The following is a 14,044-nucleotide window of genomic DNA, read 5'->3' on the forward strand; positions in this document are numbered from 1 at the left end:
TCGTTGATGGGCATAAGCTCACTTTACGAAGAAGGATTGAGTCAGTTAATGTCGTTGCTGCTCAAATAAATGCTTGATAGTCTCAAACGGGATGACCTATGTCGCAGCCTCTGGATTGGCTTAGCCGTCTGCTGGAGATGACGCCCGTACGTGGGCAACTGGACCTGCGTTGCTTTTATGGCGCACCGTGGCGCATCGATCAGGATGCTTCACCCAGCGGAGAAATGCCTTATCACGTGGTGCTGAGGGGTTCTGCCACGCTGGAAGATCCTGCAGGCGGACCACCGCAGCGTCTGATGGCCGGTGACATCCTGCTGATTGCCAACGGCGGCGCACACACCATGCACGACGGAAGCGGCAAGCGTGCGAAGCCATCGCGGGAACGCGTGGAAGCGAACCTGACCTTCAGTGAAAACAGCGGTAAGGGCGAGCAGCTCGACATGATGTGCGGTCGCTTCGTATTCAACAGCACGCACGCACGCGTGTTGCGAGGCTATCTACCGCAGCGACTGATCGTGCGATCATCGGGCCACGCCGATGCGGCCGATGCACCATCGGCCGGCGCGCGCTTATCCGACCTGATGACATTGATGCGGATGGAGTCCAGCGACGCCGACCGTTTGGGCGGACGTGCCATGCTCAATGCGTTATCGACGGCTTTATTCGCACTGGCTTTGCGCTTTGCGAGCGAACGCGAGGAAGCGCCTGCGGGCCTGCTTGCCTTGGCCGGCTACCCGCGCCTGGCGCCTGCGCTGGAAGCGTTGTTCCAGCGCCCGGAACAACCGTGGACGCTCCCATCGCTTGCACAGCTTTGCAATATGTCGCGCGCAACGTTTGTACGCTTGTTCCAGGAAAAGCTGGGGCGTTCCGCAAGCGATCTGTTGTTGGACATTCGCATGACGGTGGCGGCGAACGCACTGCGCAATCCCTCCGCTTCGACGGGCGCTGTCGGCGAGGCGGTGGGCTATCAATCCGAAGCCGCGTTCCAGCGTGCGTTCAAACAGCACATGGGCGTGACGCCGGCGTATTGGCGTCGTACCGAGTCCGGCAAACATGAGGATGGGCGATAGAGCGGCCCGGTCCGCTTGGGCAAGCAACTCGTACCCCTGAATACGCCGGAGGGCGCCACCGGCGGCAGCGCCCATTCGCGCATCCGCATGCGTTACTTCACGGCCGGAAAATCGACCGTCGTGTCGTTGATGCGGTTGAACGTGTTGGTGAAGGTGATGACGGTGATGGCCAAGGCGATGTCAACGAGCTGCGCATCGCTATAGCCGGCCGCCTTGATGGCGTTGAATGCTTCATCGCCGATCGTACCGCTGGTGCCTAGCAGGCTGCGTACAAAACGGACGAGTGCATCGCGCTTGTCGTCACCGGTGGATTCACCGTCGCGGATCTGCTTGAGCGTTTCTGGCTTGAGCCCTGCCAGCTTGCCGATCAGGCTGTGTGCGGCGACACAGTAGTCGCAGCCGGCCACAACGCTCACAGTGAGCTTGATGGTTTCCTGATCCTGCTTGCTGAGCGAGCCGGATGCCAGCACGCTATCCACGTGCAGCATGGCTTTCAGCGCAGCGGGATTCAATGCGCCGATCGCTGCATAAGCATTGGGAACACTGCCGGCGGCGCGACGGATCTGTTCGAAAACTTCAGCTGCGGCACCGGTGGCGGAAGCGGGGGAGGGGGTGATGATGCGAGACATGGCAGAACGCCTTCGTGGTCGAGGTGGCACCACTTTACGAAGGAGGCGTGATCTCTTTAATGCCTTGGACGCTCAATAATATGCCAGTTCGTCTCACCGTGGGCGTCGCGTGTCGGCATCGAAAGCGCGCGCCACATGCTCAACGAAGGCTTTGACCTTGGCCGAATGGCGACGCTCTTGCGGACTCACCAGATGAATTGGTGACGGCATCGACCAATCCGGCAATACACGCAGCACATCGCCGCTGGCCATTTCCGGTTCGAACAGCCAAGTAGGGGTGTAGCTGATGCCCATGCCGGACAGCACGGATGCACGCACCACTTCGCTACTGTCCGTCTGCAGATTGCCTTCGACTTTGATTGTGCGAAGGGTTCCTTCAGGATCCGTCGCGCCTGGTCCCGCCATCAGGCGCCAGAGGTTGCGCATGGTGGTGCCGGTGTAGACGATGCAATTGTGTTGCGCCAGATCGTCAGGGACGCGTGGCATTTTTATGCCTCTAGGCAAACGCCGGAGATAATTGCGGTGCGCCACCAGTTCACGCCGGGACACGCCAATCGTGCGGGCAATCAAGCTGCTGTCGGGTAATTCGCCAATACGCACGGCGACGTCGATACCGCGTTCTACCAGATCGATAAAGCTGTCGCTGAGGCGCAGGTCGATCTTGACGTCGGCATGCTTGGCCAGAAAGGTTTGCACCAGCGGCATCAGCTTTAGCCGTCCAAATCCTACCGACGCGGCCACGCGCAACCATCCTTTCAACTGCTGGCCGCCGCGCTTGAGTGAGGCCTCTGTTTCGCTGATCTCGGCTACCAGGCGGCGGGCCTGCTCGAAATAGCGCTCGCCTTCTTCGGTGAGCGCAAGCGAGCGCGTGGTGCGGCTGAGCAGTTTGGCGCCGAGTTCGTTTTCCAACGCTGCGATCTGTTTGCTCACCGCGCTTTGCGTGGCGTTCAATTCGCGCGCGACGGCCGAAAAACTTCCGGCTTCCACCACACGTACGAAAACTTGCATGGCCTGCAATTTGTCCACGGGGTCGCCTTTTCATTCCTGACGGGACTTAATGATATGACGGTTTGCTGTCTAGTGGACATCGCGGGAATCAATCAGAGTGCACTCCAACATCTCTCACCTGTGGAGCTTTCTCATGAACACGAACACTTCCCCTGTCGTTCTGATCACTGGCGCGCTCACCGGTATTGGCCGCGCCACGGCCATTGCCTTTGCAAAGGAAGGCGCGCGCATCGTCGTCAGTGGGCGCCGCGAAGAAGCCGGCAACGCGCTGGCCGCGGAATTGCGCAGCATGGGCGTGCAAGCGGAATTCCTGCGCGCCGATGTGCGCTTCGAAGCGGATGTGCGCCACCTGGTCGACCAGACGGTCGCGCGCTTCGGCCGCATCGATGCCGCCGTCAACAATGCCGGCACGGAAGGTCAGCTTATGCCGATCGTCGATCAACCCACCGAGAATTACGAAGCCACCTTTGCCACCAATGTGCTGGGCACGCTGCTTTCGGTAAAGCATGAAATGCGTGTGATGCTGGCGCAGGGTTCTGGCTCGATCATCAATCTTTCGTCGGTGGCCGGAAAAGTCGGTTTCGCCGGTGCTTCCGTTTACGTCGCCAGCAAGCACGCCGTCGAGGGCCTGACCAAGAGCGCCGCGCTGGAAGGCGCCGCCTCAGGTGTGCGCGTCAATGCCGTAGCGCCAGGTCCGGTGGCGACCGACATGCTTGATCGCTTCGTCGGCGGCAGCGAAGACGCCAAGGCTGGTTTTCTCGGCTTGATTCCCGCCAAGCGTGCGGCGGATGTGGACGAGATTGCGCAGACCATTCTTTTCCTCGCCAGCGACAAGGCGCGTTATCTCACCGGCCAGTCCATCGCCGTCGACGGCGGTTTCGTCGCGCAGTAACGCGTGGCCTTTTCGATCTGTGGTCCATTACATCTCATCAGGAGAAACAGCATGACCGTGTTCAACGTTCCCACCCGCGACGAGGTGTCCGCCGCGAATCAAGAGCTGTTCGATAATCTCAAGAAAGGCCTCGGCATGGTGCCCAATCTTTATGCCACGCTGGCACACTCCGAACATGCCCTGGGCAATTACCTGGCTTTCCAGAACGGCAAGAGCAGCATCAGCGCCAAGGCGCGTGAAGTGGTGAACCTGGTCGTCAGCCAGGTCAACCAATGCGAGTACTGCCTGGCAGCACATACCATGGTCGGCAAGATGCATGGCTTTACCGACGAACAGGTGCTCGAAATCCGCAGCGGCAAAGCCAGCTTCGACGCCAAGCTCGACGCCCTGGCCCGTCTTGTGAAGAACATCGTTACGGAGCGTGGCCGCGCCGATCAGGCATTGGTCGATGCGTTCTTCCAGGCCGGCTGGACCAAGGGAAACCTGGTCGACACCATCGTGACCATCGGCGACAAGACCGTCACCAACTACCTGCACTCCGTCACCAAGGTGCCGGTGGATTTTCCGGCGGCGCCCAAGCTTGCCGCTTGAGCAAGCGATTGACGTTCAACCCGTGGAAACGCGAAAGCCGTCAAGACCTGGCGGCTTTCGATGTGGCCCAGTATTCGTGATGCCGGCCTTGATGCTGCCTTTCCAGTGGACGCAGGCCTGTATCTGTTTTTTTAATGGATAAGCAAGGGCATCATTTCGAAGAGGGGTTGCTTTGAAAAACGAGCGCAAGAGTGATCTGGCAGGTTTGTTCAAAGCGCTTGCAAGAATGCCTTGAGGTCTTTTCTTTCTTCCACCGTAAGCTGCAGCGGATGGCCGCTCTGCAGGCTTCGATAATAGACTTCGCGATCGATGGCATCGTCCAGCGTGGCAACGCTGCCGTCGTGCATATAGGGCGCCGTGTGGGAAACATCACGCAGGGAGGGTGTGCGAAACAGCCCGATGTCGGCAGGATCGCGTGTGACATTGAAGCGCCCTAGCTGAGCCTCATCGGCATGCGTAGCAACGCGGTCACCAATCGCCGCGCCCAGCAGGGATCGCTGGATCACACTTGCCGTCAAGTTGGGAAGGTCGGATGCGATCGCATCCAAACCGACACCTGTGCGGTGATAGCCGTGATCAGTGAGCATCGCCGGCGTGCCGGTCAAGAGGTGGCATTCCGCGCAACGTCCCTTGCCTCTGAAAATACCCAGGCCAAGAAGGGCGCGAGGGCTTAGTGCCGTTTTGTCACCGTCGGCATAACGATCGTAGGCGCTCTCGGAGGATTTCAGGGAGCGGATATAGGCCACCAGCGCCGCGGCGATGTGCGCCGTCGTAACCGCAGGTGTTGCGTCAGGAAAGGCTTGTGCAAAAGCTTTTATATAGCTCGGTTCTTGCGCAACCCGCTGGAGCAAGGCTGCCTGGCCGGGTAATCCCATTTCGACAGGATTGGTGAGCGGATCCAATACCGCCTGATTCAAGCTGCTGCGCCGTCCATCCCAGAAAAAGGATGTTTCCTGGGCGTCCATGATCGTCATCAAGCTCGGCGTATTGCGCGTGCCAGTGCGCCCCTCGACACCCACCGCCACGCGTCGACCATCGGTGTAATGGTTCTCCGGCTTATGGCATGAGGCGCAGCGGATCGTGCCGTCTGCACTTAAATGAGCATCGTTGAAAAGCTGCTTGCCCAAGGCCACGCGTCGCGCTGTGAGCGACGGGGATGCCGATGACCGGCGTGCGTGATGATCGATAACCGCCAGCGCCACCAGCACGCCGCACACGGCGAGGGCTATCAGCCCGATCCGGCGGAAGGAGTGCCATGGCCATCCTGCGGACACGCTGCCGCCTCTACAAATACGTGGGCGTTACATCGTCACAAAGCGCACGGTGGCCCCGCTGTATTTCAGCGCAGCCGTATCCGCCGCTTGCTCGGAAGCATCGCTTACTACCATCACCACGATGCCCTTCATGACATCGGCCTTCAGTTGCTTGGAGAGGTTGGCGATAAATGCAGTGGTTTGCTTCGCATCCGGACCGCCCAGGATCAGCATGCCGCCCGGCATCAAAATGGGACCGATGCTGTGCACGATCGAATCGGTTTCGTTCTGCCGGCGAGCATTCGCCCCTACGCTATCGCCGCCGGGAATGACATAGATGTACGGCCTCATGCCGACATCCTTGCCATGCAGCTTGCCCTGTTCGGAAAGGTAGTTACCCCAGGTATTTTCATCCGCCGTGGCGGCGGGTTTTGCGGGACCTGCCTGCGCAGAAGCGGTTGTGTTCGACGTACCGCTTGGGGATGAAGGGTGGTTGCAACCCGCCAAGGCCACGACCAATACACCCACGCCCACCAGCCATCTAGACCGCATCATGTGTTCCCTCATGGAAAATCATCCTGCCCCTGGGAATGGGCTCGGCGAGCCCATTCGTTTCATGTCATCGCGACGCATTAAAGCGGATTACCGATGATCTGGCTACTGCGCTCTTCTTCACAAAACCGTCACATGGATTTGTGATGGTATAAACGAGGAGTAGCCCGCGAAGTGCCGATCGCGTCGTGGGAGGGTAAGGGGGCGCCCAGTTCGGGCATCCGGCGAAACATCAAGCCAGTCGTTCACGATGGAACGGCATAAGGGACGTGCGTATGGAGTCGCAGGGCAACGGTTGGTTCGGCTTGAAGGGACATTGCCGATCAGGACGATGCCTTTCCACGTTTCTGCTGTGGGCGCTGAGTAGCTTCGCGCTCTGGGCAGGCATGCTTCACGCCCAGCAAACCGGCTATGTGTACGACGCCAATCGCCGCGTAGTGGCCGTCACGGCCAACAACGGCACCAGCGTCCAATACAGCTACAACGCGCTCGGCCACGCTAGCCAGATCAGTGCGCCGCTGTCGCCAGATCAGTTGGCGATCTTTGCTTTCACGCCCACCCATGGCGAAGGCGATACGCAGGTCACGATTCAAGGGCAGGGCTTCGATACCAACGCCGCCAATGACACCGTGAGCTTCAACGGCACGATCGCGACTGTGCTTTCGGCCACGGCCACGCAACTGGTAACGAGCGTACCAGATGGCGCGACGACCGGACCGATCAGCGTCACGGTCGGCAGTCAAAATGCGAGCAGTGCCACGCCGTTCGTGATCGACGATACGGGCTTGCAGCCGGCGATTACGCAAGTCAGTCCGCTCATAGTGGCGGCGGGGGGCATGGTAACGATCACAGGTACGCATCTCGATCCGGTGCCAGGTGACACAGCGGTGCAAACGGGTGGTATGGATGTACCGCCGCTCTCATCGGTGAGTGACACGCAGCTTCAATACGCTGCCATTACTAGTGGCTATGTCACCGTGGAAACTCCGTACGGGGAGGCGACGAGTGCATCGCCTGTCATCACGCTGCCCAGCGGGGTCACTACGTCTAGCGTGGTCAGCAGTAGTTATGCCACTAGTGGTGGCGTGCCGGTAACGCTGAATGTTGGGGGTGCGGGTCAAGTCGGGGCAATTCTATTTGACGCCAATACAGGCGAGTGGTTGAGCTTGCAGGCAACCGGTATTGCATCCACGGCGAGCAACATCGACTACAAAATTTACGCGCCAGGAGATGTACTGATCCAACAAGGGACTGTCTCAGCGGCATCGCCATCTATCCATTTGCCAAAATTGTCCGTCAGTGGCACTTACTTGGCGACGTTCCAACCAGACACATCCGGCGCGCAACTCTCCATAGCGGTAGAGGCAGATCCAAGGCTTGTGTCGGGTGCCTCGTTGGCGATAGCGACAGGCACCGCGTCGCGATCCGAGCGGCTTTGGTATACGGCCAACGCGGGCGATAACCTGGAATTGCTGATTAACCAGGTGCAGATCTCCAACAATAACGATGGTATTCAGGCGAATCTCTACACGGAAGGAGGCACCTACGTCGAGGGATTTACGTGTTACCCCACCAACCCGGGTGGCGATTGCCGAATGGCGATGTGGAATTTAGCCGCGGGTACGTATCAAGTGATCGTCACGCCACCAGGCGGCACGATGAGCTTCAATGCACTGATACAACCGGACGTAGTGGGGCCGAGCCTTACGCCCAATACGCCCACGACGATCAATCTGGGTGTGGGCCAAATGGAGCGGCTGACGTTCACGGCCAATGCCGGCGACACGGTAGCGTTGCAACTGTCAGGCGTGAGCACCACGCCAGCGGGCCAGACAATGTGGGTGAACGTCTATAGCCCGACGACCGGAACACTCACTGTCACGAACGAGTACGCGCAATTCAGCACGACGGGTTCGACGGTTGAGAACCTGCCGAATCTTCCCGCCAGCGGCACCTACACGGTTACCATTTTTACGACCGGGATTCCCGGCAGCGGACAACTGACATTGGTGTCAGGAACTACGGGTGCATTGTCGAGCAATGGCACACCTCAGTACTACAGCACCAGCGTGGCGGGACAGGATGCGTACTTGACGTTCACGGCCAGTGCTGGCGCCAACCTCGAGTTGACGTTGGACAACCTCAGCGTAAGCGCGGGAAGCGGTGTTATGGTCAGTGTCTACAACGCTGGAAACTACGTTGGAAGCTTCGACTGTTATACCTCCAATCCAGGAGCCACAGGTCGGATGGCCCTATGGAATCTTGCAGCAGGTACGTACTCAGTGATCGTGTCGCCGCTAAGTAGCGGCACGATGAGCTTCAATGCACTGATACAACCGGACGTAGTGGGGCCGAGCCTTACGCCCAATACGCCCACGACGGTCAATCTGGGTGTGGGCCAAATGGAGCGGCTGACGTTCACGGCCAATGCCGGCGACACGGTAGCGTTGCAACTGTCAGGCGTGAGTACCACGCCAGCGGACCAGACAATGTGGGTGAACGTCTATAGCCCGACGACCGGGACACTCACCGTCACGAACGAGTACGCGCAATTCAGCACGACGGGTTCGACGGTTGAGAACCTGCCGAATCTTCCCGCCAGCGGCACCTACACGGTTACTGTTTTTACGACCGGGATTCCCGGCAGCGGACAACTGACATTGGTGTCAGGAACTACGGGTGCATTGTCGAGCAATGGCACACCTCAGCACTACAGCACCAGCGTGGCGGGACAGGATGCGTACTTGACGTTCACGGCCAGTGCTGGCGCCAACCTCGAGTTGACGTTGGACAACCTCAGCGTAAGCGCGGGAAGCGGTGTTATGGTCAGTGTCTACAACGCTGGAAACTACGTTGGAAGCTTCGACTGTTATACCTCCAATCCAGGAGCCACAGGTCGGATGGCCCTATGGAATCTTGCAGCAGGTACGTACTCAGTGATCGTGTCGCCGCTGAGTAGCGGCACGATGAGCTTCAATGCACTGATACAACCGGACGTAGTGGGGCCGAGCCTTACGCCCAATACGCCCACGACGATCAATCTGGGTGTGGGCCAAATGGAGCGGCTGACGTTCACAGCCAATGCCGGCGACACGGTAGCGTTGCAATTGTCAGGCGTGAGCACCACGCCGACTGGCCAGACGATATGGGTGAATGTCTACAGCCCGACGACCGGGACACTCACCGTCACGAACGAGTACGCGCAATTCAGCACGACGAGTTCGACGGTTGAGAACCTGCCGAATCTTCCTGCCAGCGGCACCTACACGGTTATCGTTTTTACGACCGGGATTCCAGCTAACGCACAGATAACGCTCGTATCGCAGTAATCGAGATGGGATGCAATTTGTTTAGCGACCCAAATCGAGATCACGAAGTACTGTTCTTAGCGAACCAACGATGAAATCAAAAGGGATCGGATTAGGTGGTACGGGGCTGGTGAGTTTGATTGGCTTGGCAGCTCTCAGTGCCGTTTGCCTTGGGGCTTCCATCGGCTAACTCATAGCGACAGCACAGGACGGAGCCTAGCGCTCAATGAGATTAGTCCAGCCGTCTTGTTTGGGATATTAGACAGGAATGTAAGCATGCAATCTCAGGGGGATGGTTCGGGGGCGACAGATCATGGACGGTGTGTATCGATGGTAAGCCGGCGTGTTTTATGCCGGCTTGATTACCTGTTTCGCACAACCATTGTCGGGATGCTCTGCCTCGTGGGATGGGGCGTGACACATGCGCAGTCGACCAATTACGTATACGACGCTAACGGTCGTGTGGCAGCCGTGACGGCGAGTAGCGGCAGCAGTGTGCAGTACAGCTACAACGCACTCGGACACGCTAGTCAGATCAGTGCGCCGCTGTCGTCAGATCAATTGGCGGTCTTTGCCTTCACGCCCACCCATGGCGAGGCGGGAACACAGGTCGCGCTTCAAGGGCAACGTTTCGACCCTAACCCAGCCAACGACACCGTGAGTTTCGATGGTGTCACCGCAACGGTACTTTCGGCATCGGCTACCCAGCTTGTTGCAGTGGTTCCGAGCGGAGCGGCAACCGGGCCTGTCAGCGTGACGATAGGCAATCAAACGGTCACCAGTTCAGTACCTTTCGTAGTTGACGATACTGGCGTACCACCGACGATCAACACGGTATCGCCAAGTGCAGTCGCGGTTGGAGGCGCCTTGACGATCACGGGCGCACACCTTGATCCAGTAGCCGGGCAAACGGTGATGACCTGGGGAGATCGAGATCTCTCTGCAAACTCGACGATCAGTGATAGTCAGATCGTGCACACTGTCACAGGCACCGATACCAGCGGATACATCACCGTCAACACACTCTATGGCCAGGCGATCAGCGCCAATCCAGTCATCGTGTTACCTAATGGCCTAAGTGCCAGCAACATCGTTAGCAGCGGTACCCTTGCCAACGGTAATAACGTTAATCTGACAATCCCCGCGGGCGGGCAAACAGGTGCGGTGCTGTTTGATGGACATGCGGGCGACTGGCTCAGTCTGCAGATCAGTGCGCTGACATCCACCGCTGCCAACATCGCCTATACCGTGTATGCACCGGGTAATCAGGTGCTGCTTCAGGGCGTGGTATCCAGCGCGTCGCCCTCGATCCATCTGCCTCAGTTGGTGACCACGGGAACTTACCTGGTGACGATAACGCCCGATACGGCTGGGGCCCAACTGACCATGGGGTACGAGCACGCCAGCGTGCTTGCGATAAGTCAACCCGCCACAGTGGTCACCTCGATTCCAGGGCAAAGCAAGCGAATGCTATTCCCTATGACGGTCGGTCGAGTGATGACCGTAGCCATGGCCAACGCATCGACGAGTCCCTCTGACGGATCGATGAACTACTCAATCTATACCCCTGGACAGCAGAGCTATACGAGCGGCTCCACCAGTAGTAGCGCCACTCTCAACTTGCTGCCTGCAAACAGTGGCACCTATCAGATGATCGTTGGCGGCGGCAGTGGCGTGATGGGCAGCATGCAAGTGGATATCGAGCCGGGCGTGCAAGACACGATCACTGCGAATGGTCAGTCCAACGCGTATAACGGCTATGTCCCCGGCCAAAACGTCAACATGACGTTTGTGGCTCAGCAGGGCGACAACCTGGAGCTGACTTTAAGCGGCGTGACGATCACTGGATCGGCTACTGCCAGCCTGCAAGTAAATGTGTACAACGCCAATGGTGTCAATGTCGCCAGCGGCGCCAATTGCTATAGTCAGTGGACCTGTCGCTACCCGCTTTGGAACCTTGCAGCGGGAACCTACACGGTCGTGGTGTCACCGCCGGATACAAACAGCAGCATCACCTTTAACGGCATGTTGTCGACCGATATCGTCGCTCCTGCATTAAGCGCCAACACACCTGTAACGGTGAGCTTGGGCCTTGGTCAGGTCGAGCGATTTACGTTTCAGGCCAGCGCTGGCGATAGCGCAGTACTGAATATAGCCAATGCCAGCACGTCCAACCCTTCAGGTTTGCCAGTGACGTTCAACGTTTACGGCCCGAACAATACGCCGATTCAACCTGGCAATTTCTACACCACGATTGCTGCCGAAGGCTCCCGTGCCGTCAACCTTGCAAGCCTTCCAAGCACGGGGACCTATACCGTTGTGGTGTTTACGTCCGGAGTGCAAGGAACCGCCCAGCTCACATGGATTCCCGTGGTCCCTGCGCCCATGACGATAAACGGCACGAATCAGGCTTACAGCGCCGGTGGCGCCGGTCAAAGTGCCTTCATGACCTTCTCTGCGAATCAAGGCGACAATCTGGAGTTGACTCTGAACAACGTATCCGGCAGCGACGCTGGTTCGTTGATATTGAATGTGTACGATTCCAACGGCGTCAATATCGCTAGCAGTAGTACCAATTGCAACGACGGTTGGACATGCCGCTATTCACTATGGAATCTCAATGCAGGTAAGTACCTAGTCGTTGTCTCCCCACCCGACCAGAGCAGCACGGTGGGATTCGATGCTGTGCTCACGTCTGACGTGATCGGGCCATCGTTGATGTCGGGCCAGGCTGCAAGCATTACGCTCGGCCTGGGGCAGGTTGAGAGGCTGACGCTCAGTGCGACCGCAGGCAACAATGTTGCGCTGAATCTATCGAATGCGAACACCTCCAACCCGACCGGACTTCCCGTGTACGTGAATGTTTACAGTCCGGCAAACACACTTATCACCACGGCCAACTACTACACGACGTTCAATGCAAACGGGGCGATAACCGTCAATCTACAAAACCTGCCTGTAACAGGGATCTACACTTTGGTGGTTTATACCTCGGGTGTTCCGGGTACGGCGCAGCTGACCACGACGTTGCTGGGTACCGGTGCCCTTGCAAGCAACGGTGCGAATTTGAACTACGAAGCAAGCGGGGCAGGTCAAAACGTCTACTTGGCCTTTAATGCCAATCAAGGCGACGACCTGGAGCTCACTTTTAGTAATGTCCAAGATGATGTCCAAGGAACCACTGGTGCATCAATGACATTCAACGTCTTTGATGCTAGTGGTACAAATGTTGCCAGTGGCGGGCAGTGCTACAAGGCATGGACATGTCGTTATTCCCTTTGGAATCTGTCCGCCGGGGCGTACACGATCGTGGTATCACCACCTGACCAAAGCAGCACATTGAACTTCGACGCGCTGCTCACCGCCGACGTACAAGGTCCCGTTCTACAGGCCAATACGCCAACGGCGGTCAATCTGAATTTTGGGCAAGTAGAGCGTTTGACGTTTACTGCGAACGCAGGTGATAACGTGGTGCTCGACCTTTCGAACGTCACCACGAGCAATCCATCCGGGTTGTCCGTCTACGTGAGCGTTTATCGCCCGGATGTTGCGGAAATTACCGCAAGCGATGCATACAGCTCTTTTAGCTCCGCAAGCTCAAGTTCGGTCACGCTACAGAATTTGCCGGTGAGCGGAACGTATACCATCGTTGTATCGACGTCCGGAGTAGCAGGCTCCGGCACGCTCGAATTGGTGCCGCAGTAGCGCGGGCACAAGGATCCAGGGCAGCTCGATATGAACAGACATAGATCTGCGGCGATCGGGTAATGACAGATTAAGCGGAATGAAATTCAGGGAATTGATGATGAACGTTGACTGGGTAAAGCAGAATCGGATAGCTCTAGCAAGTTTGATGGGTGTGGCAGCACTCAGTGCGGCGGCCTTGGCGCTGCCGCTTCCTGCATTCCCCGAACGCGTCACCAGCACGGGACACACGTATGTACTGCCAGACTCGGCAAGCATCAGTCATACGCTGCTGTCCGACGGTCGCACCCTCGAAGTGCACGGCGTCGAGGGTCTCGCTTATCTCATCGGCGACAACCAACGGGTTGTCGTGAAGTTGCCCGAGATCCGTCGCTTCGGTTCGATCACGGTGATGCCCAACGGCCTGGTGCTGTTCTGGGGGGGTGTCGATGAGCGTGGCGATATGCTCGACAGCGGCGAATGGTTCAACCCCGACACGCAGCAGTTCGCACGCACAGGCCCCTTGGGCTTGCCCGTACGCGCCGGTCATACCTTGACGGTACTGACGGACGGCACACTGCTGATGACCGGAGGCTGGTCATCCGATGGCACACCCGCGACCACGGCGGTGCTGTGGAATGAGGCCTCCCATCAGGCGACATCGCTGCCGCAGACCCATGCGCCGCGCATGGAGGCCATCGCCACCTTGCAGGCCGATGGCTCGGTGCGCATTACCAACGGTGTCGATGCCAAGGGGCAGCCGTTGCACGATGCCTGGGTCTTCCCTCCGCAGACCTCCTCCAAGTTTGCGGCTTCAAAACCCTCGTCCACCTCCTTGATCGTCGCGACACGCCCCGTCGCGGAGACCCATGCAGCGTCCATCCACGGACCTTTGGTCATGCGCTTCGCGCAGCCCGTCGACGCGAAGCAACTGAACACGCACAGCGTGACCTTGCTAGGGCCGGAAGGCGCGGTGCCCGTGCATGTGATCGGCACCGACGGCGGTCGCCTGGCCTTCGTGCAATTGCCCGATGACCTGTATCCGGGCTCGCGCTAC

10 protein-coding genes are annotated in these 14,044 nt (G+C 58.4%); 6 read left to right on the plus strand and 4 right to left on the minus strand.

The window, feature by feature from the left end; translation table 11 throughout:
* Nucleotides 1–98: 98 nt before the first annotated feature.
* Nucleotides 99–1,070, plus strand: a complete 972-nt coding sequence (locus AC4HNJ_RS19125) for an AraC family transcriptional regulator (RefSeq protein ID WP_490481199.1) — start codon at nt 99–101, stop codon at nt 1,068–1,070.
* 92 nt (nt 1,071–1,162) lie between these two features.
* Here the strand turns inward: AC4HNJ_RS19125 and AC4HNJ_RS19130 are convergent, their stop codons facing one another.
* Together AC4HNJ_RS19130 and AC4HNJ_RS19135 are read right to left on the minus strand one after the other, a co-directional pair.
* Nucleotides 1,163–1,699 carry a carboxymuconolactone decarboxylase family protein gene (locus AC4HNJ_RS19130; protein ID WP_490481200.1) on the minus strand — a complete coding sequence of 179 codons (537 nt, stop codon included), beginning with the start codon at nt 1,697–1,699 and terminating at the stop codon, nt 1,163–1,165.
* Nucleotides 1,700–1,792: 93 nt separating this feature from the next.
* Nucleotides 1,793–2,725, minus strand: a complete 933-nt coding sequence (locus tag AC4HNJ_RS19135) for a LysR family transcriptional regulator (protein ID WP_490481201.1) — start codon at nt 2,723–2,725, stop codon at nt 1,793–1,795.
* Nucleotides 2,726–2,840: 115 nt separating this feature from the next.
* Here AC4HNJ_RS19135 and AC4HNJ_RS19140 point away from each other — a divergent pair, with 115 nt between their 5' ends.
* Together AC4HNJ_RS19140 and AC4HNJ_RS19145 are read left to right on the plus strand one after the other, a co-directional pair.
* Nucleotides 2,841–3,599 (plus strand): SDR family NAD(P)-dependent oxidoreductase, encoded by a 759-nt coding sequence (locus AC4HNJ_RS19140; protein ID WP_490481202.1) that lies wholly within the window; start codon nt 2,841–2,843, stop codon nt 3,597–3,599.
* A 51-nt stretch (nt 3,600–3,650) separates the two neighbouring features.
* Nucleotides 3,651–4,190, plus strand: a complete 540-nt coding sequence (locus tag AC4HNJ_RS19145; RefSeq protein ID WP_490481203.1) for a carboxymuconolactone decarboxylase family protein — start codon at nt 3,651–3,653, stop codon at nt 4,188–4,190.
* 209 nt (nt 4,191–4,399) lie between these two features.
* Here AC4HNJ_RS19145 and AC4HNJ_RS19150 read toward each other — a convergent pair whose 3' ends face one another.
* Nucleotides 4,400–5,464 (minus strand): cytochrome-c peroxidase, encoded by a 1,065-nt coding sequence (locus AC4HNJ_RS19150; protein ID WP_490481204.1) that lies wholly within the window; start codon nt 5,462–5,464, stop codon nt 4,400–4,402.
* A 27-nt stretch (nt 5,465–5,491) separates the two neighbouring features.
* A complete protein-coding gene (locus AC4HNJ_RS19155; protein ID WP_490481205.1) occupies nt 5,492–5,998 on the minus strand; it encodes a hypothetical protein in 507 nt (168 codons plus the stop codon).
* Nucleotides 5,999–6,270: 272 nt separating this feature from the next.
* On the opposite strand from AC4HNJ_RS19155, the gene AC4HNJ_RS19160 reads away from it, so the two are divergent.
* The 3 genes from AC4HNJ_RS19160 to AC4HNJ_RS19170 all read left to right on the plus strand — a co-directional run.
* Nucleotides 6,271–9,324 carry a beta strand repeat-containing protein gene (locus tag AC4HNJ_RS19160; RefSeq protein ID WP_490481206.1) on the plus strand — a complete coding sequence of 1,018 codons (3,054 nt, stop codon included), beginning with the start codon at nt 6,271–6,273 and terminating at the stop codon, nt 9,322–9,324.
* A gap of 255 nt (nt 9,325–9,579) precedes the next feature.
* A complete protein-coding gene (locus AC4HNJ_RS19165; protein ID WP_490481207.1) occupies nt 9,580–13,008 on the plus strand; it encodes a pre-peptidase C-terminal domain-containing protein in 3,429 nt (1,142 codons plus the stop codon).
* A 100-nt stretch (nt 13,009–13,108) separates the two neighbouring features.
* Nucleotides 13,109–14,044: Kelch repeat-containing protein (locus AC4HNJ_RS19170; protein ID WP_490481208.1), on the plus strand; the 936-nt coding region annotated here is incomplete at its 3' end.

This window comes from Dyella sp. SYSU CM1112, from assembly GCF_058216415.1.

What these genes read in the sequence shown, in the direction of transcription:
- AC4HNJ_RS19165 (WP_490481207.1), top strand. Translation starts at nt 9,580, where the DNA reads ATGCAATCTCAGGGGGATGGTTCGGGGGCGACAGATCATGGACGGTGT.
- AC4HNJ_RS19145 (WP_490481203.1), top strand. Translation starts at nt 3,651, where the DNA reads ATGACCGTGTTCAACGTTCCCACCCGCGACGAGGTGTCCGCCGCGAAT.
- AC4HNJ_RS19155 (WP_490481205.1), bottom strand. Translation starts at nt 5,998, where the DNA reads ATGATGCGGTCTAGATGGCTGGTGGGCGTGGGTGTATTGGTCGTGGCC.
- AC4HNJ_RS19160 (WP_490481206.1), top strand. Translation starts at nt 6,271, where the DNA reads ATGGAGTCGCAGGGCAACGGTTGGTTCGGCTTGAAGGGACATTGCCGA.
- AC4HNJ_RS19125 (WP_490481199.1), top strand. Translation starts at nt 99, where the DNA reads ATGTCGCAGCCTCTGGATTGGCTTAGCCGTCTGCTGGAGATGACGCCC.
- AC4HNJ_RS19130 (WP_490481200.1), bottom strand. Translation starts at nt 1,699, where the DNA reads ATGTCTCGCATCATCACCCCCTCCCCCGCTTCCGCCACCGGTGCCGCA.
- AC4HNJ_RS19140 (WP_490481202.1), top strand. Translation starts at nt 2,841, where the DNA reads ATGAACACGAACACTTCCCCTGTCGTTCTGATCACTGGCGCGCTCACC.